The organism is Campylobacter rectus, from assembly GCF_004803795.1.
GTDB classification, from domain to species: domain Bacteria; phylum Campylobacterota; class Campylobacteria; order Campylobacterales; family Campylobacteraceae; genus Campylobacter_A; species Campylobacter_A rectus.
This window is the reverse complement of record NZ_CP012543.1, coordinates 1,994,807-2,016,220: the sequence shown is the minus strand read 5'-3', so window position 1 is coordinate 2,016,220 and position 21,414 is coordinate 1,994,807. Positions and strand designations below refer to the sequence as shown.

Sequence of the window (21,414 nt, the reverse complement as noted above, 5' to 3'; positions counted from 1 at the left end):
TAAAATTATAGTAAAGAGGTGCGACAGGTTAGGTCAAAAGAATATTTTACGTACCACAAAAAAAATAAAATATGCGATGCCAATTATGCAGGGTATTATTTTCCAATATCCATTTATCTCTCTTTTTGGTTTTGCTCCATTGTCTGGCCTATTAATAATTAGTATAGTTCTATCAGAAGTTGTATTATTGGTTCTTCTATTTTGTCTAGTAACTAAATTTATTATATTTTCTATAGACTGACTTACGCCAGATAATAAACGCGAGACAAATTTACCAAAATTTCCAAAAGTTATTTCAAATATACTATCGTATGTTTTATGGGTATCCTCCCAGCCTCTATAGCTATCCCAAAATTTTTCATAAAAAATACAATATGTTACATCATCTAGATCTTTGGCCATGTCGCGTATTTCAAAAAATGGCTCTATATTACACTCATTTCCATTAATTTTTACATCTTTTATAAAACTGTGCAAAGAGTTGCGTTTGTAAAAGAAATTTACACGAATATCTCTGGAAAAAAAATTAAAACCAAGAAGTTTAAAAAGATATCTTACATAATCCAATCTATTAAGTTTTCCTTGCATAGCTATTTTCCTAATGGGAATCTTGCCCGATACCTTTTCCAAAATACTTACAAAATCATTGTATTTTTTATTTATATCATTTTCATATGTTTCTTTTAAATACCTTTCAAAATCAGCAAACATATTGCAAAAATTATTTACGAAGGCTTCATATTCCCCATTTCCAGTATCTATTTTGTTTTTTATTTTAATAAGGTCGGCAACTACTCGGCTTCTCATTTTTTCTTGATTTTGTTTAGATTCCTCATATTCACTTATAAAAAATTGGTCATCAATATTAAGATATCCATAACCAGCCAATAAACACCAAATTTTAGCTATATACTCTTCATTACTTTCTTTATTGCTCCTTTTTACTATATTCAATAATTCCATTACAAGCATATTTTTACTCTTATGATGATTCTCACCAAGAATTTTGTCACATTCAAACACCTCTGGCAATCTAATATCTCTATTTTTATATATTCTTGATATAAAAACCTCATACACTTCTTCTCTAATTAAGTTCACATTATATCCTTTGCCGTGACTATACTTCGGTCATGTTGCGAATTTTGGTTTTCTTTACACTCCAAATCTTCAGGATCAAAACCATTGGAAACATCGTTAATCATATTTTCCATTCTCCCTCGCTTTGGATTACTCATAGAAATATACAAGTTCTCAAAAAAATTTTTAATATTATCGTTGACATTTTCACTATCTATCTTTTTAAAATCCACTATTTTTTCGACTTTATCAAAATCAATTGGAACATCCTCGAGTCCGAATACCGCTTTAACCGCCTCTTTGAATTTATCCATTGCAGCTTTTAGTAGTTTCAGATTTTCCTCTTCTTTCTTCGTGCCAAAGGTGCTTTTTAACTCGCCAAGTTTAGTGTAGGCCTTGCTACCCATATCGTCAAGGCCATCTTCTAGCATATCTATACTAACTGATTGCAGCGTCTTTTGAATAGATTTTTTCTCTTTTATGCTGCCTTCTATCGCGCCTTTATATGCTTGGTATATATTTTTTAGCTTATTAAAAATCTCTACGTGCTTTTGGCTGGGCGTATCGCATTCGGTCAAAAATTCCTCTAAGCTTTTACCGACTATGCAAGGATTTTCAAGGGTTCTAACAGAGCTAAAGGTCTGTATGCCTTCGTAATTTATACTGTAGTTATCTAGATTTTGCCTTACGGTTTCAGTAATGGCCTCTAGGTCGCTAGGCGCTCTTAGGTCGGCTTTGTTTATCAAGACGTATAGCTTCTTGTTGTCTAGATCCAAGCTGCTTAAAAACTCCAAGTCGCCGCTTGGCATCGTACCTGTGCTGTCAAGCCCCACGAGCCATAAAAACACTCCCGCTTCTTCCAAAAACTCTTTTGCCGTATCTATGTCGGCACCATAGTTTGCTATATTTCCTGACGGGTTATAGCCCGGGGTATCTATAAAGCAGATATTTTTAAATTTTAGCTTCGTACCTAGCACGATAAATGGCAGAATTTCTTTTAAGTTAAATTTAAATCCTTTCATAAAATCGTGATTTAGCCTAGCGTGAAAATTTTTATCTATCTTACGCAAATCAATCGCACCGCCGTTTTTAGAGTAGCCCAGCAGATACTCCTTTGGCGCATTCATGACGTATGCCGGTATGGCGGTAGTAGGCTCTATAGAGATAGGCAACTTCACACCCGAGCCCATAAAGCTACTGATAAATTCAGACTTGCCAGCACTAAATCCGCCGCCCACGGCTATGATATTTTTTTGATATAGCTCAGGACAAGCGGCTATGATACCAAGCTCTTTTTCTATATTTTGCATCTGCAAAAATATCTCAGCTTCGTTTGCTAGCGTATCATCAGCGTTAGCAAACTCCATATAGTCGCCGTTTAACGTCTCATGAAACATCATTACGCCTTTGTTTTGAACTTTGGCAGCAAGAAGTTCCGAAACTAACTCATGTCTAAGACTAAGATCGGTTAAAATTTTATCCTGCTCTTCTTTTTTGGTGATCAAAATTTCAGCATTTTTGACAAAATCATCTATAGCGTCTAAATTTTCATAAACATGCTTTTTTATATGCTTTTTGTTTCTTAAAAAATGAAATAATCCATTTAAGGCATCTATATTATCTCTCATATCTTTTATATTAGTTCGCATTTGCATTTTTTATATCCTTTAGTATAAATTTATATCTATCCAAAGCTTGTTCTTTATTGTTTATATCGCTAACTAGAGAGTTTATTTCTTCATCATATTTTACGAAAATAATATTTGCCACGTCTTGGGATTTAAACGAGTCGATCAGTGCATTGACGCTGGATTTTACGTCGTTTTTTACTCTGCTTTTTAAATTTCTTGCAAATTCGCTGGCCGCATTTAAAAATTCCTCGGCTTCGTAGCCTTTTAGAGTTCCGCTTTTTTGTAGTTCTCTAGGAAATGATCCGGTATAGTTGATGTCTGGGTTTTGTACAGAATTTAAAGTCCCTCTTATGGTGCGTGAGATGATAACGGGATCTAATATATCGTCATCTACTACGCTTCTAGCCGATGATATCAGCGACTTATACAGGCTCTTCTTCCACTCCATTATATTTTGTCTATACTCTATCTCGGTTAAATTTTCTACCTCAGATATAACTTGATCGAGAGAGTTTTTGACGTAACCGGCTTTGACGGTGGTTCTAGTGCCGTATTTTGTTTTGTATCTATCGCCAAAAAGTCCCCATAAATTTGTAAATCCATTATCTTTGACTTTGTAACTATATTCCTCTGTAGCTTCGCTACTAGCTATATCGTCGGTTAGCTTTTTAAAGTAACTTTCGACTTTGGCAAAAAGCCTATCTTTGATATTTAACTCAAAACCTTCAAGGGAGTCTTCGTATGCCGTATTTACAGCCTCTACGGCTTTTGATTTGATTTTTAACATCTCCTCTCTTTGGCGCTTTATCTCATTTATATCGGAGTTTTCAATTGTTTGTATTTTTTCTTGAATTTGCTGCTCTATCGCTTGTTGATAGTTGAGTATATTTTTAGATTTGACCGAGATAAACTCCGCGCTTCTTTTTTGTAAAATTTCCTCTTTTTTCTCTTTTACTTTTGAGACTATTTGCTCGATCGCCTTGATGCCAGACAACAAATTTAAATTTGCCAAAGCTGACTGCTTGTCATCAAAATAATCTCGGTAAAAGTGATTTAAATTCCCCCAAACGTGCTTTGAGTTCGCATCCCACTTGGCTTGTGTGTTATAGTTTTTCATCATATAAAATGCTGCTGCCGAGCTTAGGAGCACCTTACTGTTTATAAGCTCATCTAGACTATCGCCTACTTCAGGACTTTGCGCCTTCGTCTCCCCCAAAACCTTTGACTGCTGAGTGCTTAAAGTTTCTTTTATATTTTCAAGCACTTTAGGCAACAAACCGCCGCCTTTTTCTTTTTCGCTACCAAAGAGTTGGTTGTCTACCTGAGATGCCACTAGATATACTTCTCTGATTCCGTCTTTTTTAGTGACGCGGTCGAGTAAATTCGTATCCTCCGAGCTCAAAAACTGGCCGGAAGGCGAAACTACCAACACCACATCGCAAGTTTTTAAAAGCTGCTTAGTGCGCTCTTCTCTTGATACGACCGGGTCGTTTACACCAGGAGTGTCGATTATCTCTATATCTTTTAGGCTTTCCTGATCTAGTTTTAGCGTTACGGATTTGGTAAATGGCATATATTTACCGTCAGCGCCGACAAAATCATAAAGCTTGCGATTTAGCTCGTCCATACTAGCAGCGGAGATATTTTTAAACTCATCTAAATTTGCCGAATTTACTCCAGAATGTTTGATACGCTCGTATTGTTCGGCGGCTGCGCTTAAAGCCGCATCATTTCGCATCTCTTGTTCGGCGAAATTCATCGCTCTTTTTCGTAGCTCGGCCTCTTTGGCTTCGTCTAGTTTTTTAATTAGCTTTTGCTTTCCTTTTTCACTCTCTATCAGCTCGTTAAATTTGGCCTCGGCCATCTCGCTTTTTCTTTTTTGAAATCTAGCCGCGTCCTCTTTGATGTCCCGCAAGTCCTCTTCGCTGAAAAAATCAACCTCGGCCTCTAAATTTTGCCCGTATTTTAAAACCGTAAGCGCAGCAGTCATCGGAGTAGCAGCCTTTGGCAACACGTCCTCTCCGTCAAAAATAAGTGCGTTTATGAGTGAGCTTTTGCCTGATTTTACGCGTCCGATGATGCCTAGCTTTAGCGTTCTGCCATCTTTTTGCATACCTTCTATCTCGGCTTCTAATTCCGAACTTTTTGAGATAGAATTATCCTGTTTTAAAAGTGAAACTTCATTACCAAGGTCGTATTTAGCTATGATGGCTTCAAGCTCTTTAGTAAATTTAACTATGTTCATTATTAGTCCTTTGCATATAAAATTTTAGTCGTTAGCGTCTTTATCTCTTCTTTTGCGTTTTCAAGAGCCAAAATTTGAGCCTCGATATCCTGTACGTCGTCGCCTTTTTCCTTTACGGCTTTTGATATTTCAGCCTCTTTTTGACGGAGCTGCTCTTCAAATTTATCGCTTACGGCTTCTATCATCGCGCTTATTTGCTCGTTTAACAAGGACGGCATCTCGCTTCTAAGCTTTGTTTTTACCGACGGAATGACGCTGTTTATTATCTGTTCTCTTGCTTGCTCGCGTTTTTTATTTTCGGCATATCCTTGGGTGAAAAACAAGATGATCTCAGGCAAAAATACGATAACGACCTCTAAAAGCGGATTTATAACCGTCGTAGTAAGGCCTATGATGGTGGTTATGGCTTTATATAGTCTGCCTGCATTTTCGCCGCTTTTTAGCTTTTTGCTAAAATCTATAAGTCCACTTTGGGCTTTTTGCAAAAACTCTTTTGTTGTTTGCGAGATTTTTTCTATCCATACATCGTCTATCTTGAAATCGGTCAAATTTAAGCTTCTCATCTCAAGGCTAAAGTTATCTACTAGCTGCGAGCCGATATCGCTCATTTTATTTTTTATCTCGCGCACTAGCGAGGTTTTTATGATGCCGTTTAGCTCAGCGGCAAAACCTTGTTGATTTACGGCGGCAAGGCTTGCTAGAGTGTCGATGTTCATATTTATATCGTTAGCAACCGCTGCAATAACGGAATTTACGCTACCGTCCGAGTATCTGCTTTGTATTTCATTAAGCGCGGCTTGCTTTTTGGCTTTTAGATTTTCTATGCCTCGCTTTAGTTCGTTTATAGCGTTTTGTGCCTCTTCTTTAGAGCTTTTTAGAGCTGATTTGGTGGTGTCGATAGCGCTTTGCGCCTCAAAAGAGCTTTGCTTTAGCTCGCTCTCAAACATATTTTTAAAAAGCTCTTTCGAGTCGATTTTTTCAAGGATATTTTTTAGCTCGCCTCCGCTGTCAAGCCCAATGACTGTTACGTCTTTTTGATAATCAAGATAGTCTTTCAGTTGCTCTTCTATCCTATTTTTTATCAAATCTACGTCGCTTGGCGCTCTTAAATTCGCCTTGCTCACACAAAACGAAAAACCTTTGCCGAATTCGTTGATGTTTTGTAGCTCTCTTAGTACGCTGCTTGTGATATTGCCGTCCTCGACGCTAATTAGTACGATGAAGTATTTACCTTTGCTAAGGTAGCTCAAAATGGCTTGATTATGTAACTGTATAGGCGAGTCAAAGCCCGGCATATCGACCAGCACTAAAGGCTCGATAGCCTTTAGATTTTCGTTATTTAGATAAAGGCGTAAAAATTTATATTCGGCAGCCCTTTCTTTGATCTCGTCTGTTTGAGCAAGATCGTATCTATCACTATCGCCGTTTTCTTTTACCGCCTCAAAATAGCTTTCTTCGCCGTATCTCAGCTCGGTAGCGAGCGCGGTTTCGGGAGTGATGTTTGTAGGCAGCACGCCTGAGCCTAAAAATGAGTTTATCAGCGTACTTTTGCCTGCGCTAAAGCCACCTACAACGGGTACGATAAGCTCTGTTGCCCGCAAAGAGTCTATCAACTCTTCCTGTTTTTTTACGTCGAATTTTAAAGGGCTTAGTATCGCCGACACGTCTTGCAAGTATTTGATATACGTTTGCTTTAAAATTTGCATATGTGTTCCTTGTGGTGAAATTTATTGATTTTTGAAGTGATTAAATTTGATGAAGAATGTGCTAAAAAAGGTAGTAAAATTTGACGAAAAATATTTGCCCTTAGAGCTACCCCCCCCCCCATCGGTTTTTCTAATTTTACCTGCATTTTACCTTCTTTCTTTAGCATTACGGAAAAATTTATTTTGTTAATTATAATTTAAAAATATTAATCCAAGCTTTTATATCATTTAAAACTATAAATACAATTTTTGTGACAATTTTATGTTTGTATTACTTGATATTTTCTCTAATCTTTTTGATGCTGTTGCGATTTGTCTTGCTTGGCATTGCATCAAATTTAAACAAAGCAAGCTCGGCTTAAATTTAGCCTTTGCTTGCTTTGAGAGGCTTAGATATCGGCGGCATATACGACCGGATATTTGCCTTTATTTTCGCTATCCTCACTCTCTTTGTTCTCGTCGCTTTCGTCTAACGCAGGCTTATTTGCACCACTCTTGTCGCTTATCTCGTCAAATATTCCGTATTCGTCGGCATAAGTCTTTAACCCATATCCAATGGCCACTAACGCCACGCCTCCAATTATGTACTTTAGCACTTTTTCTCCTTTGATTTAAATTACGACGTAAATTTAACATAAGCTAATGACAGGTTGTGTCATATTGACAAGCGATAATAAAAAGCTTCCTTGGTTACATCTTCATCCCATCCCCACTATCTTGCTTTTTATCTTATCTTTTATCTCTGTTGGCTCATTATTGTGGCTGTTATCGTTATATTCGCCAAGCATTGAGTATCTAATGCTTTTGGCTATTACCCCTAAGATATCCGACTTAGAAGCGTGCTTGGCTTCTCTAACGCTGCGCTCATATCTTATAACAGTATTCGCCTTGAGAATTTTGCAAGAGTGTCGAAGGTGCCAAATCCGATGAAGCTATACCTAATGTAGAAGGCTAGGGCGAGGTTCTTTTTGTAAAAATACTCCGTTTTATAATAGAATTTAAGACCGTAATTCCTTCAGAAAGTTGTGCTAAAGGGTATTATAATTTCGGTACAAAACTCCGGTTTAAGCGGATATCTAAAGGCAAGTGATATAGATAAGATATTTTTTGTAACTCAAACTTTCATAGGAATGCTATCAAAATCAGTGCGGTTTTATGACAAAAATGGTGAAAATATCTTTAAAATTTATATTCCAACAGATGAAAACAAAAAACTTTTGCAAGCCCAAAAGCTAAATTGAAGTGTTTTACGCATAACGATCAAATTGTTGTCTTAAATATTCAAGTCAAATTTATCTCAAGCTTTTGATTTTGAATATTTTAAAGTAATTTAAAATCTTAACTTTTAATCGCCGTTTTTCCACGAAATAGTAGCAAATATCATAATTACATTAAGTTGATTTTTATTACTATTAAATTATAATTTAGAATTAATTTTGATGATCAAGGATGCATTTTGTCCTCAAGAGCAAAAGAATTTGTAATTAGAAGCGTTATATGCATACTGTTTGGATTTATCATATCTTATTATTTAAGTATCAAAATTCCAAATTTTCTAGATATCGTTCAAAATGAAAAGCTCGTAGTCGCAAATTTTTTATTTATGGGCATTTTTACCGTTTGGTTTTTATCCTGCTATACGATAAGACTTAAATTTATTCTTGTATTAACGGTTTTATTTACCGCCTTGGCGGTCGGGATATGACTATGCTTCGGCTCTTTCATAGATATTTCGGACTTGCCTCTACTTGGGTGATATTTTTTATATTTTTTAGCGGAACCTTGGCTTATTACAGAGACGACATAACTTTATTTATGCAGCCTGAATACTATAAATTAAACTACAAAAATAGCGAATATCTGGATACTTCGCTTAAATATCTCAAAAAATATCATCCAAATTCCGATATCTGGAGGATAACGCCGCCAAGCGAATTCGCTCCTTATGTAACCGTATCTTGGCATGATGACGTTAGAGTAAGAGAGCATAGAAGAAACCGTAAAGTCGTAAAGATTGACCCCGATACGGCTGAGGTCATAATGGGCAGAAGTACTTACGGAGGAGGGTTTTTAAGTGCTCTTCATTATGATTTGTGGTTTATAAATAGAGCGACCGCACGCGAAATAATCGGCTATATAACCGTAGTTATGCTTTTTGTTTTACTGTCGGGCATTTTGATACACAAGAGAATTTTAAAAGATTTTTTCAAATTTAGAAAAAAATCCTTTTGGATGGATTCTCATATCTTAGCCAGCGTTAGCGGGTTTGTGATATTTTTAATGCTTAGCGTTTCGGGTCTTTATCTGGTTGAGAGGTTTATGCTAAAAGGGATATATTTTGAAGCTACTGCTCAAAACAGAGCAAGTATGCAAGAGAATTTTACCGCTAAAGCCAAGGCAAAAAACGAGGAGCGCAAAAGGCAAAAAGCGCTTGCAAAGGCGATGACCGAGCAAAATTTAACCGCCCAAAAAGACGAAGAGGGCTCTAAAAATTTAGCCGAAATGAGAGAACGGCTTGACAAAAGTATAGAATTTATGCCTAGCACGATAGCAAAAACCGCCAAATTTATGCCTACTACCGATCAGGTTAAAAGTATCATAGATAAACACTCAAACGAAAATTTCGAAAGCATAGTTATCCAAAGAAGTGTGCAAAGTGCAGCTTATATACAGCTAAATTTTGCGCCTAATAAGCCGTTTACCGATAATGGACTGAGTTTTGAAGCTAAGGTTTTTGACGCTGTAAGTAACGAAAAAATCGAAGAAATTTTTGAAAGAGAGGTTCCTAGGGCAAATCTTATAATGCTGTTTATGAGAATTTTTCATATCGGCGGTTTTGGCGGAGAGCTTGTTAGATTTATCTTTTTTGTATTTGGTTGCCTCGGGCTTGTTATGTGCGCTTCGGGAGCTTATTTGTGGAGTCGCAAGCAACACTCTAAATTCGCAATATATACAATAAAAGTACTTAACAATGCGTTTTTTATAGGATTATTTACCGCTCTTGGGGTTTATCTGCTTGCAAATCAGCTAATACCTTACGAGAATAAAACCAGATACGAGTATGAGGTTTATGCCTTTTTTGCGGCTTTTGCTCTTATCGCTATTGTTGGCGCGGTTTTTGTAAAAAGATACGCATATGCCTTAAGTTCCGTGATGACTTGCGGCGTTTTTGCCGTTGTTTTTGTGATCTCTATAGCAAACGGCTCATTTGTAAATTTTGAGATTTTCAAGATTTCGCTTGCCTGTCTTTTTGTTTGCCTTGCCTTTGCGTGGTTTAGCTTTAAATTTATAAAGGAGAGGGCGTGAGTATCTTGCTTGGAATTTTAAGCGTATTTTTTATCGCTCTTGCAGGGCTTGATAAGAGATTTTATTTCGGCTTGATTTTTTGCCTGATTTGCTTTGTTTTGCTGATGATTATGAACGATAATAAATTTTTAGATTTTACATATTTTTTCTTTGCGACGGGCATTTCGCAAATACTATTTAGTTTTGTAATAAATTTTAAAAAAAATTAAAAATATCTTAACAAAAGGAGAAACCTTGAAAAAGCAAATGCTTATAATGAGTTCGATTGCGGCTATGTCTATGGTTGGCTACGCAAAAGATGTTCAGCTTGCAGACTTAAATGTCACTGCTTTTTTCTTTGCGACGGGCATTTCGCAAATACTATTTAGTTTTGTAATAAATTTTAAAAAAAATTAAAAATATCTTAACAAAAGGAGAAACCTTGAAAAAGCAAATGCTTATAATGAGTTCGATTGCGGCTATGTCTATGGTTGGCTACGCAAAAGATGTTCAGCTTGCAGACTTAAATGTCACTGCTTTTTTCTTTGCGACGGGCATTTCGCAAATACTATTTAGTTTTGTAATAAATTTTAAAAAAAATTAAAAATATCTTAACAAAAGGAGAAACCTTGAAAAAGCAAATGCTTATAATGAGTTCGATTGCGGCTATGTCTATGGTTGGCTACGCAAAAGATGTTCAGCTTGCAGACTTAAATGTCACTGCAAATTTGTCAGGCGGAGATACTATACAAAAACAGGGTAAGTATCTAGGCGAGTCGAAAGTGTCAAGAGATACTATAGAGTCTTTGCCTTCCGTAAATAGAGGTCTTACGGATATACTTAAAGTAAATCCGAGTGTTCAGTTTAGTAATTCTCAAATTACGTCTAAAAATTCGGGAGAGATTGATCCTCAGGATATAAGTATAAACGGAGCTAAATTTTATCAAAACAACTTTATGATAGATGGGTTTAATATCAACAATGACCTAAATCCTGCCCAAAGAATACAAGATCAAACAAATATTCCCGGTAAAATTTTGCCTGATTTGGGATCTGTTTCTCAAGGCATAAATATAGATACCGGTCTTATCGAAAGCATTACGGTCCATGATAGCTCTGTTAGCGCTAAATACGGCGGATTTGAAGGCGGTGTTATAGACACTAAGACAAAAGATCCGCAAAAAGGTTTTCACGGCAAGATAAGCACTTCTCATACAAGCGATAAGGTTACGAAATTTTATATAGATAAGGCCGATAAGGAAGGATTTGAAAATTCGTATGAGCATACAAATCAACCAAAATTTACAAAATGGAAGCAAATTTTAGAGCTTTCAGGATATCTGACCGATGATTTCGGACTTATATTTAATTATTCTCAATCAAGATCAAAGATACCTCTTGTCGGTTATGATTCAAGATTCGTTAGCGATAAAAAAGACTCTTACGAAAAAGAAAGAGTTCAAAAACGCAAAAACGAGAATTTTTTCTTGAAAGCAAAATGGCTTCCTACCGATCGCTTAAGCATTACTCCTGTTATTATGTATGCGCCAAGTAGCGGAACATATTTCAATGCTACGACAAAAGATAGCAAACAGATTATGAAATCAGGAGGATTTTATGCTGCAGTAGATGTTAATTATGATTTTGATTGGTTAAATTTTGAGCAGGTATTAGGGTATTCAAAGCTTGAAAGCTCAAGAGATGCCGAGAAAGAATACTGGATACAATGGATGCCTAGCAAGAAACGTCCTTGGGGTAAAACCAATAGCTATGAAGGCGGTTTTGGGGATTTTATCCAAGAACAAGAGACATTTTCTTATAACGCGGCCTTAGATTTTGCGCCTATTGAATTTGTAAATATAGAGCATAATTTCGGAGCGGGTTTTGAGTTTAAGCACTCTAAAGGTTCTTTTGAAATTCCAAACGGATTTTATGCGGTGACTGCTACTAAGCTTTTAAAACCGGGCGAGAAATGTGCGCCAAATGATCCATGGTGCTCTATGGATGCGGGCGTTGGCGGTAAAAATCACTACCAAACTATTTGGAGTAAATACAACAAAGGAAAGATAGACGCAAAAGTAAATCAATTCTCTCTTTGGCTTGAAGATGAGATGAAAATAGGAAATTTGTCACTCAGACCCGGACTTAGATTTGATTCCGATGATTATATGAACAAAGATACTTTGGCTCCAAGGTTTAGTTCAAAATATGATATCTTTGGAGATGATTCTTCAAATGTGACCCTAGGATTAAATAGATATTACGGAAGGAGTGCTTTTGCTTATGCTTTAAAAGACGGTAAAAATAAACTTCAGTCAAGATGGATCAGAAAAGACAAAACAAAATATAGCCAATGGATAGAAGATACGGCATGGAATAGTAGAAATCAAAAGAGCGATTATTTATTTAGGGAGCTAAAAATTCCTTATAATGACGAATTGGCTCTTGGTTTTAATCAAAAATTTTCAAATTTTTATTTGGCTTTAAAATATGTAAAAAGAAATGCTAAAGACCAAGTGACTTTAAGTAGAGCTTCTAAAGAAGGCGTGACGCCCGACGGAAGCAAATATAAGACTGACGTTAAAGTTTATGCAAATAACGGAAGAAGTAAAACCGATGTATATACTTTAACGCTTTCAAATATCAATGCTTACGAAATACAAGGAACAAAGCATACATTTCAACTAGGATTTAACTATCAAAACAAAAAGACGAATGCCGCAACTTATAATGATGACGTGAGTTCTGAAGATTTTGATAGAACGATAAAACTGGACGGTAAATATATAAAATTTACGGATAAGCCGGCAACCGATTTTAACACAAACTGGACTTTAAATTTATTTACCGTGTCGTACTTTCCTCAAATTAATATGAAATGGGGCAATACATTTACTCTTAAAGACGGACATGAATATATTAATCATGTAGGCAAAGAGACCTACAAAGGCGAAAAAATAGATGTTTATGAAACCAAAAAACTACGTAATGCGTTTAGTTGGGATACCGCTTTCGGTTTTGAGTGGAATATGCCTAGGCAGTCTAAACTATTTGCAAATATAGACATCTTAAATGTTTTAAATAGAAAAAATGCAGTCGGCGAAGAAAATAAATTTATACTATCTTCAAAAGAGTTTGCTAATGTGCAAACTTACCAAACAGGCAGACAATTTTGGTTTGAGGTCGGCTACAAGTGGTAGAGATGATGAGTTTTTTAACTCAATATATAGACTATATCATATTTTCCGTCTTGGGAGCTATGAGCTTTATAGCTCTTGGTCTCGGACTTGAGCGAGCGATATTTTTCGCTCGCTTTAAGCAGGAGTATTATAAAGACTTAAACGAACTTGAAACAGATGTAACAAGAAATTTGACTTGTATAGGAGTTATCGGTTCAAATGCGCCTTATGTGGGGCTTCTTGGAACTGTTATAGGTATCATCATAACATTTTACGATATGGGACAAAGCGGAAATTTCGAGACATCGACTATCATGACAGGACTTTCCATCGCTTTAAAAGCGACAGCCCTTGGGCTTTGCGTAGCTATTCCAAGCCTTGCCATACATAGTTTTGCTTTAAGATCGGCGCAAAAAAAAATAAATGAATTTAAGAGTTTAAACGGCATAAAATAATGGATGTCAAGGAAGATTTTAAACTAAACGTTGTTCCGCTCATTGACGTTATGCTTGTGCTTTTAACGATAGTACTTTGTGCGGCAAGCTTTATAGAATACGGCAAAGTTGAAGTTCAACTTCCAAAAGCAAGCCAAGGCGAAAAGGAATTTCCAAAAGAGAGGGCCGAAATTTTACTAAAAGTCGATGGAGAGATAGCTTTGGATGATGAGGTGCTTCATTTGGATACTCTTAAAGAGCGATTAAGTGAATTTCCGAAAGATAAATTTATACTGTTTAAAGGCGACGAAAAAGCCGAATTTGGAAAATTTGTAGATATCTTGCAAATTTTAAAAGAGCTTGGTCTTTCAAATTTTTTAATTATGACAGAGGTTAAGCGGTGAAGCGAAAAGGGCTGAATTTAGTATTTGCTTTTTTGATCTCATCTTGCATACATGCTTTGGCTATAGGGTTTGTCGTTTATACAATATTCGGCAACGACGATAATACAAATATCTCAAAGGATAAAGGCGAAAGATTAGCCTTTGGTATAAGTTTTGCTCAAATTTCCGATATAAATACCGACAGCGAGGCTGCGGCCAAATCCCAAGAAATTTCAAATACCACCGAAGATCTAAGACCTCCTGTTGAAGAGGTATATGAAGAGGTTGTTTTTGAAGATAAACTTGAGGAAATTATCGAGCAGAAGGTAGATGAGGAGCAATTTAAGCAAGACATAAAACCAAAGCCCAAAGAAAAGATAAAAAAACCGGAAAAAAAGAAGCCTGTTAAGCCCGAAAAAATAGTAGAAAAGAAGCATATCTGCGAAAATTGCGCGAAACCTGAAAAAACCGCAGATGAAACTACCGAAAAATCTTTTGCAAAATCCAGTGCCGGCTCAAATATGCAAGCCGATAACGACGTAAATGCTATCGGAGGTAGCAAAAGCAGCGGAAGCGCGATAAACGAACAAGTCGGCGGATCGAATTTAAGCGGTGAAATTTATGCCGCTCTTAAAAAACATATGACATATCCTAAAAGGGCTCTTGAAAGAAAGATAGAAGGCAGAGTAGTGTTGGAATTTAGGCAAATCGACGAGAAAAAGTTCGAATATATCAAAGTAACGGAGTCTAGCGGATATAGAATTCTTGATATGCATGCTATAAAAATAGTAAATTCAGCCGCAAGATCTCTTCCGAAAGAGTCTCATAATCTAGTTATAACCGTGCCGATATCGTTTGATATCAACAACTTTTAAAGGGGAGCAATGAAGGTTATCGAGTGTCAAAATTTAACTCAGTATTTCGGCAAAAAGAAAATTTATGAAAATTTAAACTTTAGCGTAGAGCAAGGTTGCGTAGTAGGACTTCTCGGTAAAAACGGAGTAGGCAAATCAACTACCATAAATATACTTATGGGAAATTTAAAGCCCACTTCGGGCAGATGTTTGATATACGGCGAAGAGAGCGACAAACTAAGCGCTAAAACCAGAGCTAGAATCGGGCTTTTATACGAGGGACACGTTACTTATGACTATTTAAAAATTATAGATCTGTATAAACTTTATGAGCAAGAGTATAGGGTAAGATTTAAAAAAGAGCGTTTTTATGATCTTTTTAAAAAGCTTGAAGTGGATGAAAAGCAAAAAATTTCAACTCTATCTTGCGGACAAAGATCTCAAGTCGTGCTCGGGCTTATTTTTGCCAGCGATCCCGATCTGCTTATCTTGGATGATTACTCTTTAGGGCTTGATACGGGATACAGAAGACTTTTTGTGGAGTATTTAAAAGATTTTATCAAAAAGGGCGATAAAAGCGTTTTGATGACAACGCATATCGTAAATGATTTGGACGGGCTTTTAAACGAATTAATTATTATGAGGAAAAATCATAAACCGCTTCAAATCGGCTTTGATGAGTTTATGACCACGTTTAAAGGGTTTAGCCTAAATAAAGATGTCGATATAAAGGGTATTAAAGAGATACAAAGCGTGCTTGAGCTTAGTAATCAAAAGCAAATTTTTGGATTTTTCAAAGATGAAATTCCTTGTTCAAAAGAGATAAATTTAAGCTTTGAAGATGCTTTTTTGGGTCTTACGGGGAGATATTGATGATAAGGAAGGAATTTTATAAATTTAAAGAAATTTATCTGCTTTTTGCGCTTTTGATCTGCGCTTTTTTAATTTATTTCGGAGTTAAGCTAAGAGCGATTTTAAGCCAAATGGGCGGAGTTGAGACGAATTTAATTTTTTTATTTCAAAAAGGTTTTAGCTTTTATCATATCACTGATCTTAACCTCGTATTTGCCGTATCTATAGCCGTTTTTGTCTTTTTAAGAGAGAGGATAAACGCAAGACTTAGGCTTTCGCTTCATTTTCCGCGAAGCACATGGGTTAATATATTTTACATAGTGTTTATCGGATTTTGTTTTGTGGTTGCTTTATATATCGTCGAAATTTTAATCTTTAATCTAATAGTTTCAAATGTTTATGCAGGCGAGATCATCGGCGTTTTAAATTGTTCTTTACTGCAAAATTTTGCTTTCGGGCTTGTGCTTTATCTGTTTTGTGCCGGGCTTATAATAGAACCCGTTAAAAAAAGAGTTGCGGTAAATTTCATAGTTATGGCGGCATGTATTTATTTGTATTATGAGATAAATCCCGATATATACGCTCTTTTAAGCTTTTATGCAAATGATTTTGGCTTGTTTTATATAATCTTGGCAGGAATTTATGCCGCAAACTCTACTGCGATAGCATTTGATAACTATAAAAAAGGGTATATAAGATGAGAATTTTAAAAGATATAAATTTTATCATTATTACTCTTTTGATCGCGATTTTTTTGCCCCTTATAGCAGATAGCGTCTTTAATGAGGGGAAAAAGAGCGTGAGAGTTTATTATTCCGAGACGCTTGATAAATTTTTACTGCAAGGATATGACGAGGTTAAAAAAGAGCCGTTTTTTAAGATAGGTCTTGATAACGGCATAAGTCTTGATGAATTTATGGAAAATTTGCCTTTTAAATTTTACTCATATCTTCTTTCTAAAAACATATTTCCAAATCGATTTAAAGAGTGGGCGAATGCCGAAAAGATAAGAGCTAATTCTCAAAATTTAAATATTAAACCGGATATGTTTAACCAAAAGCAAATTCCGCTTTTTACCGTATTTGAATCGCGACCAAAATATTTAAAGCTAAAATTTAATGAATTTGGAATAAGAAACGCAAAAAACGGACTTGAGTTTATAAATTTTGATACTCTTAAATTGGATCAAAATATGAGTATAAAATTTAACCAAGCTCTTAGCGGCGCAGGGTTTAAATTCCCTTTTAAGCAGGTATATTCAAATCCAAATACCAAAAAACCTTTTGATGAAGGCGTTTTTTTAATAGACGATAAAGATGAAATTTATCATCTAAAAATGGTTGAATCTAAAGCTATTGCGGCGCCTACCGGTATAAAAAACGACTCCGTGTCGTTTATGCTGATAACGGAAAATGAACGTAAAGAGTTTTACGGAGCTCTTGTCGATAAAGACGGGGTTAAGCTAATAAGTTATGATAATTACAGGCTTATTGACCTTGTAAGCGATGACTATCGGCCCCAAAGTTCAAAATTTCAGCTGGCTATAACACCTTTAAGCAAAGTCGTAACCATAGAAAATGATGCAGGCGTAAAAGCTTTCAAGCTTGATGATAATTATAGAGTAACCGATAAATTCGAATATGTTTTTGATTCTTACGGACAATATGAGAGCATTAAAAGTATGTTGTTTGCTTTCGAGATAAAAAAAGAGGATGGATATGCCTATAAATTCGGCTTTTTCGAGTTTAGCTCCAAGGCCTTTTTTGTCAATATAATTTGTTTTATATTTATAGCGTTTCGTTTTAGAAAAGACAGAGCTCTTTTAAGGTCCTTTGTCGTATTGCTAACAGGAATTTACGGGTTTATAGCGGCATTTTTAGCTTAGATATTAAAGGCCAAAGATAAGTTAAAAACCTTCAAAAGAGTTTTTCTCAAAGAGAGTGCGTTGTATCGGTAACAAGCAAAGCGCGGCTAAGCACAAGAGCGATCTTGATGAGAGAGTTATTTATTTTGATTACCGGAAGGCTTATATGGCGGATTAGTCGATTACACAGCGAAGGCTCATTATAAGGCAAAGCACTCAAAGAATAAATTTTAACTACGCTATGCTCACTATTTTACAAGACGCAAACGGTAAAATCATATCAACGGTATAGAAAATTTTGGCTGCGACTTGCGCTGCTGCTGTTTCCTAAAAGGCTACGAGGCAGCAAAGTAGAGCAGACGAGATAAGGATACGCTAAACACGGATTAGCTAAATTTAAAGGGATTAAGAAAGAGAATTTTCTACCACACCTAAAGGAATACGTTCCGCTCTACTTCACTGCATTCGTAGCCTTTCAAGACGCAGCTACGAGCGTAGCGAAATAGGGTTTAGATATAACAACAGTAAAGACATAAATACGGGAGGACTTTGACGTGGTGAGATGGTTTTTGCGATAGGTTTATGGCTTGTGTGTTATATAGAAACAACTTTTTAAAAATCTAAAAATCCGCTATAGTGCATATGCATTTTAAATTTTGAATAAGGAGATAGAATGTCGGTTGCAAGCAGCAACATGCGCGCAGTTCACCATTTATCTCAGTAGAATTTTTAAAAACTATGAGTAGAATTTACAATATAGGCTTAAGAACAAGAGTAAGTTGGGTTTTACGAGACTGGGGTTAAAAAGAGAGTGATTATAAATCACTCTCATAAAGGCTAACTAAAGTCAAAGTTATCCGCAGTAAATTCTGCAGAACTATTTACGGTTCCTATAAGCTTGATTTCTTCCCCGGTTAAAGTGCCGTCTTCGTTATTGTTTATGTGATAAATTTTATATATATTATTGTTTTTAACTAAAACAATTGCTTTTTCATTTCCTGAAACTGCTGTAAAGGCCTTACCTGCTCCAAAGAAATTTTCAGCATTAAACTCTTTATCACTGTCTATTTTATAAACCTTACCTGTTGTTAAAGTTTCCGTACTCGTTTCGGTTAGTGCAAGATTTCCCGCTCCGGTAATGCTACTTTCAAGCGCCTTAAAGTTTATTTTATCGCTACTGCTAAAATTATTTAACTGAAGATCCGAAGTGCCCGCTTTGATAACAAACGTTTCATTAAGATCTTTCGCTTCTACATTACCGGCCACGTCAGATACTTTTACTTTTCCGCCGGCTTTGATCTTGCTGGATATTTGCCCGTATTCCGCCAAAGTAAGATTCATAGTCTCTGTAGCAGCAAGCTCTATAGTGTCAACTTTTTCACTAAATAGTAAATTTTTATAAGCAGTGATGTTTGAAAGTTTGTTTGTTTTAACATTTATTGTATCTTCCGCAGATAGCTTCTCCGGAGTTATGCTTTTTAAATGTATAAGATTTATGTCTATTACTCCGGTATCGGAAGCCTTAAGCGACATAACTTTAGCTGCAAGAGTCGAAGCCTTAAAGGTATCAGTTATGATTTTGCTTATATTTGTTGCACTATCCTCTATCTTTAGCGTATTGTCTGCTATCTTTGATAAAAACGAACCTTCCGAAGTAGCTGAGGCATCTTTGGTAAAAATATCATAATATTTTTCTACGTTCATCTTTTCGGCTTTGTTTATGCTGCCGGCCTTTATCGTTCTAGCGATAGTATCGTCTCCCGCTAAATCCGTGTTTATTGTAGGTTTTGCGGTTAGGGCTTTTAGTTGCGCATTTGTAAGAGGCTGGGTATCTGTAAGCTCTACGGAATTTTGTTTTATTTTCCAGATCACTTTCTTATCGTTTATCGAGCTTAATTCGTCGGCGCTTACTTGCAATTTCCTTATAACATAATTGTTAAATTTATCTGCATTTGCTCCTATTACCTCGTCAAATTGCACTTTGTTTAAAACGGGCTCTCCTTTAATAGAAACTATGGCTCCGGTACCAAATTTATTTGTGACTGGATATTTGAAAATTTCTTTAATTTTTTCAAAAGTCGTATTTCCGGTAACAGCTCTTACAGTGCTTCCATCATTGCCAAAGATATAAGTTATCTTGTCTATCGTTATCTTATTTGCATCAAAAATCTGATCATCCGCTACTTCTCCTGCTAAAAATTTCTCTTTCGTAATATTTTTAGCCTTCTCAAGAGTTAAATTTCCCGCCTTTCCAAAGCCTTTTTCAAATTTAAAGTCATCGGCAGAGACTATGCTGTCAATCTTATTTTTGTCATAGAAATTATATGTCGTATTTCCTATCTTTAAACTATCTCCTTTTAAAGAATTTGACACAAGCTCATTGAGAGCTAAGTTCTCTATCTCGGCCTTGCTTTGACTGGCTTTAGGAGTATTAAATTTAAAAATTCCATCATTCCCAAATTTAACGGCCTCTATATTAACCGTGTTCGTATTGTCATTTTTGCTTGTTATGGCCAATGGATTTTGGGCATTTTCGTCAGTATAATATTTTCCGTCTTTTTCATACACGGTATCTACACCGGCTATTTTGATAGATGTCTGGCTGTTTTTATCGAATAATTTCACAAACCCGTCACTATCGCTTATCTTTTCTATTTTAGGTTGCTCAGGCTGCGGATTTGGCTTGGGCTGTTCCGGCTCAGGATTTGGCTTAGGTTGCTCGGGTTGTGGCTGCGGTTTAGGTTGCTCCGGCTCTTTAGGAAGAGCGTCTTTTATTTCCTCTTCGCTCTTTCCTGTTAGACTAGATAGTATCTTTACCTTATTGTTATCTTGTAGCGACTTATCAAGTTTGGCTATATCTATATTAAGATTACTCTTATTATTTTCTATAGCCTTTTTTATATCCTCTTTCTTTGCGGTAGGAGTTAGAGCGTTATTTATATCTATAAAAGATTTTAGAACTTTTTTGATATCTGTGCTTTGCGGAACGTTTTCTATACTGTCGGCTACTATATTAGAGGCCATTATCTTATTGGTTAGTAGTTCATGCGCCGCTTTTGTAGCGGGATCTTTAGAGCTTGCATACTTTGGATCAAGAGCCGCTTTTAGCATTTCTACCGCTATGGTTCCCTTATCGATCCCCGAGTTTAGCTTCTCTATCCAAAAAGCCTTTCCCTCTTTATCTATACCCGTACCCTTTCCAAATACGTTTGCATAGATATGCTCTATAAATTTATCATTTGTGTTTATGCTGTCTCCAAAGAACTCTTTAGCCGGCGTAGTTTTAAGCATAGCATTTGCCGTGTCAAACATATTTAATTTTTGAGTTTTGGATACTTCTTGCCAGTATTTATTACCGGCACCCTCACTGGCTCTACCGAATAGAGCAACATATAGACTTGAAATTTGACTTTGCGTTAAAGACATGTTTCCCCCCTGAATGTGTAAATTTAGATTTAAAATATATAAGATTATATTTAAATTTTAAATAAATGTCAAATTCGCGATTTAGACAGTATAGATAAGTATATTTTATGTAAAAGACTCAAGCTTTTGTTTAATATATATTAATTATTATTTGGCTTAGCAAAACTTAAGCAAATTTTTATTATCATTTTAAGTTCAATATGATAAAATCATTTATATCATTATTCTTGTATTGCCTAAAATCAAAATTATCTAAAAATGCTGAATAAAATTTCCCCTCTTAATTCTTATTAAATTTAGCTAGACAATATTTAGAATATCTATGTTGGCAAAGATTGCGGACGTAACCTACGAAATGTTCAAATAAATACAAGTCTGCAATATATGCCAAAACGCATCCAAGAGCGGTAAATGGCAGGAGCTATGAATAAGCAAGTCAAATTCCCGTTGTTAGCGAGAATTTGCTTTTTATCTT

Annotated in this window: 18 protein-coding genes and 1 pseudogene; 13 read left to right on the top strand and 6 right to left on the bottom strand. The window is 35.8% G+C overall.

Features of this window, described 5'->3' with window-relative positions; all coding sequences use genetic code 11:
* Positions 1 to 33 precede the first annotated feature (33 nt).
* From CRECT_RS09735 to CRECT_RS09715, 5 genes are all read right to left on the bottom strand, one after another.
* A complete protein-coding gene (locus CRECT_RS09735; protein WP_004318592.1) occupies positions 34 to 1,101 on the bottom strand; it encodes a hypothetical protein in 1,068 nt (355 codons plus the stop codon).
* Complete coding sequence (locus tag CRECT_RS09730) at positions 1,098 to 2,735, bottom strand: dynamin family protein (protein ID WP_004318378.1); 1,638 nt, start codon at positions 2,733 to 2,735, stop codon at positions 1,098 to 1,100. Before CRECT_RS09730 ends, CRECT_RS09735 begins: the two co-directional genes overlap by 4 nt.
* The gene (locus tag CRECT_RS09725; protein WP_004318448.1) at positions 2,719 to 4,956 is read right to left on the bottom strand and encodes a dynamin family protein; all 2,238 of its coding nucleotides are present in this window, start codon (positions 4,954 to 4,956) and stop codon (positions 2,719 to 2,721) included. Before CRECT_RS09725 ends, CRECT_RS09730 begins: the two co-directional genes overlap by 17 nt.
* 2 nt (positions 4,957 to 4,958) lie before the next feature.
* Positions 4,959 to 6,662 carry a dynamin family protein gene (locus CRECT_RS09720; protein ID WP_004318549.1) on the bottom strand — a complete coding sequence of 568 codons (1,704 nt, stop codon included), beginning with the start codon at positions 6,660 to 6,662 and terminating at the stop codon, positions 4,959 to 4,961.
* A gap of 389 nt (positions 6,663 to 7,051) precedes the next feature.
* Complete coding sequence (locus CRECT_RS09715) at positions 7,052 to 7,258, bottom strand: hypothetical protein (RefSeq protein WP_039887799.1); 207 nt, start codon at positions 7,256 to 7,258, stop codon at positions 7,052 to 7,054.
* 429 nt (positions 7,259 to 7,687) lie between these two features.
* On the opposite strand from CRECT_RS09715, the gene CRECT_RS13260 reads away from it, so the two are divergent.
* The 13 genes and pseudogenes from CRECT_RS13260 to CRECT_RS09650 form a co-directional block, all read left to right on the top strand.
* The gene (locus tag CRECT_RS13260) at positions 7,688 to 7,903 is read left to right on the top strand and encodes a ChuX/HutX family heme-like substrate-binding protein (RefSeq protein WP_171992720.1); all 216 of its coding nucleotides are present in this window, start codon (positions 7,688 to 7,690) and stop codon (positions 7,901 to 7,903) included.
* 215 nt (positions 7,904 to 8,118) lie between these two features.
* On the top strand, positions 8,119 to 8,367 hold the full coding sequence (locus tag CRECT_RS09705) for a hypothetical protein (protein ID WP_004318261.1): 249 nt from the start codon (positions 8,119 to 8,121) through the stop codon (positions 8,365 to 8,367).
* Positions 8,364 to 9,968, top strand: coding sequence for a PepSY-associated TM helix domain-containing protein (locus tag CRECT_RS09700; RefSeq protein WP_004318438.1), 1,605 nt, complete (start codon positions 8,364 to 8,366; stop codon positions 9,966 to 9,968). Before CRECT_RS09705 ends, CRECT_RS09700 begins: the two co-directional genes overlap by 4 nt.
* A gap of 234 nt (positions 9,969 to 10,202) precedes the next feature.
* Positions 10,203 to 10,364: a hypothetical protein gene (locus CRECT_RS09695; protein ID WP_004318272.1), complete on the top strand. Its 162-nt coding sequence runs from the start codon at positions 10,203 to 10,205 to the stop codon at positions 10,362 to 10,364.
* A 25-nt stretch (positions 10,365 to 10,389) separates the two neighbouring features.
* Entirely contained in the window at positions 10,390 to 10,551 is a 162-nt protein-coding gene (locus CRECT_RS09690) for a hypothetical protein (RefSeq protein WP_004318272.1), read from the top strand.
* A 25-nt stretch (positions 10,552 to 10,576) separates the two neighbouring features.
* A complete protein-coding gene (locus CRECT_RS09685; protein ID WP_004318540.1) occupies positions 10,577 to 13,147 on the top strand; it encodes a TonB-dependent receptor plug domain-containing protein in 2,571 nt (856 codons plus the stop codon).
* Between the two features lie 5 nt (positions 13,148 to 13,152).
* On the top strand, positions 13,153 to 13,581 hold the full coding sequence (exbB, locus tag CRECT_RS09680; protein WP_039887853.1) for a TonB-system energizer ExbB: 429 nt from the start codon (positions 13,153 to 13,155) through the stop codon (positions 13,579 to 13,581).
* Positions 13,581 to 13,964, top strand: coding sequence for an ExbD/TolR family protein (locus CRECT_RS09675; RefSeq protein WP_004318263.1), 384 nt, complete (start codon positions 13,581 to 13,583; stop codon positions 13,962 to 13,964). The genes exbB and CRECT_RS09675 overlap by 1 nt, the downstream gene beginning before the upstream one ends.
* Positions 13,961 to 14,818, top strand: coding sequence for an energy transducer TonB (locus CRECT_RS09670; RefSeq protein ID WP_004318468.1), 858 nt, complete (start codon positions 13,961 to 13,963; stop codon positions 14,816 to 14,818). The genes CRECT_RS09675 and CRECT_RS09670 overlap by 4 nt, the downstream gene beginning before the upstream one ends.
* Before the next feature lie 9 nt (positions 14,819 to 14,827).
* Positions 14,828 to 15,670, top strand: coding sequence for an ATP-binding cassette domain-containing protein (locus tag CRECT_RS09665; RefSeq protein ID WP_004318294.1), 843 nt, complete (start codon positions 14,828 to 14,830; stop codon positions 15,668 to 15,670).
* On the top strand, positions 15,670 to 16,350 hold the full coding sequence (locus CRECT_RS09660) for a hypothetical protein (RefSeq protein WP_171992719.1): 681 nt from the start codon (positions 15,670 to 15,672) through the stop codon (positions 16,348 to 16,350). The genes CRECT_RS09665 and CRECT_RS09660 overlap by 1 nt, the downstream gene beginning before the upstream one ends.
* Positions 16,347 to 17,534 carry a DUF4857 domain-containing protein gene (locus tag CRECT_RS09655; protein WP_004318570.1) on the top strand — a complete coding sequence of 396 codons (1,188 nt, stop codon included), beginning with the start codon at positions 16,347 to 16,349 and terminating at the stop codon, positions 17,532 to 17,534. The genes CRECT_RS09660 and CRECT_RS09655 overlap by 4 nt, the downstream gene beginning before the upstream one ends.
* 97 nt (positions 17,535 to 17,631) lie before the next feature.
* Positions 17,632 to 17,953: pseudogene (locus CRECT_RS09650) on the top strand (hypothetical protein); the annotation flags it as partial.
* 397 nt (positions 17,954 to 18,350) lie between these two features.
* Here the strand turns inward: CRECT_RS09650 and CRECT_RS09645 are convergent.
* Positions 18,351 to 20,939, bottom strand: coding sequence for a DUF4214 domain-containing protein (locus CRECT_RS09645; RefSeq protein ID WP_004318608.1), 2,589 nt, complete (start codon positions 20,937 to 20,939; stop codon positions 18,351 to 18,353).
* Positions 20,940 to 21,414: the final 475 nt, after the last annotated feature.

Bases quoted from the DNA above. Each gene is read 5' to 3' on its own strand.
- CRECT_RS09730 (WP_004318378.1), bottom strand. From the start codon at position 2,735: ATGCAAATGCGAACTAATATAAAAGATATGAGAGATAATATAGATGCC.
- CRECT_RS09725 (WP_004318448.1), bottom strand. From the start codon at position 4,956: ATGAACATAGTTAAATTTACTAAAGAGCTTGAAGCCATCATAGCTAAA.
- CRECT_RS09720 (WP_004318549.1), bottom strand. From the start codon at position 6,662: ATGCAAATTTTAAAGCAAACGTATATCAAATACTTGCAAGACGTGTCG.
- CRECT_RS09700 (WP_004318438.1), top strand. From the start codon at position 8,364: ATGACTATGCTTCGGCTCTTTCATAGATATTTCGGACTTGCCTCTACT.
- exbB (WP_039887853.1), top strand. From the start codon at position 13,153: ATGAGTTTTTTAACTCAATATATAGACTATATCATATTTTCCGTCTTG.
- CRECT_RS09675 (WP_004318263.1), top strand. From the start codon at position 13,581: ATGGATGTCAAGGAAGATTTTAAACTAAACGTTGTTCCGCTCATTGAC.
- CRECT_RS09665 (WP_004318294.1), top strand. From the start codon at position 14,828: ATGAAGGTTATCGAGTGTCAAAATTTAACTCAGTATTTCGGCAAAAAG.
- CRECT_RS09660 (WP_171992719.1), top strand. From the start codon at position 15,670: ATGATAAGGAAGGAATTTTATAAATTTAAAGAAATTTATCTGCTTTTT.
- CRECT_RS09655 (WP_004318570.1), top strand. From the start codon at position 16,347: ATGAGAATTTTAAAAGATATAAATTTTATCATTATTACTCTTTTGATC.
- CRECT_RS09645 (WP_004318608.1), bottom strand. From the start codon at position 20,939: ATGTCTTTAACGCAAAGTCAAATTTCAAGTCTATATGTTGCTCTATTC.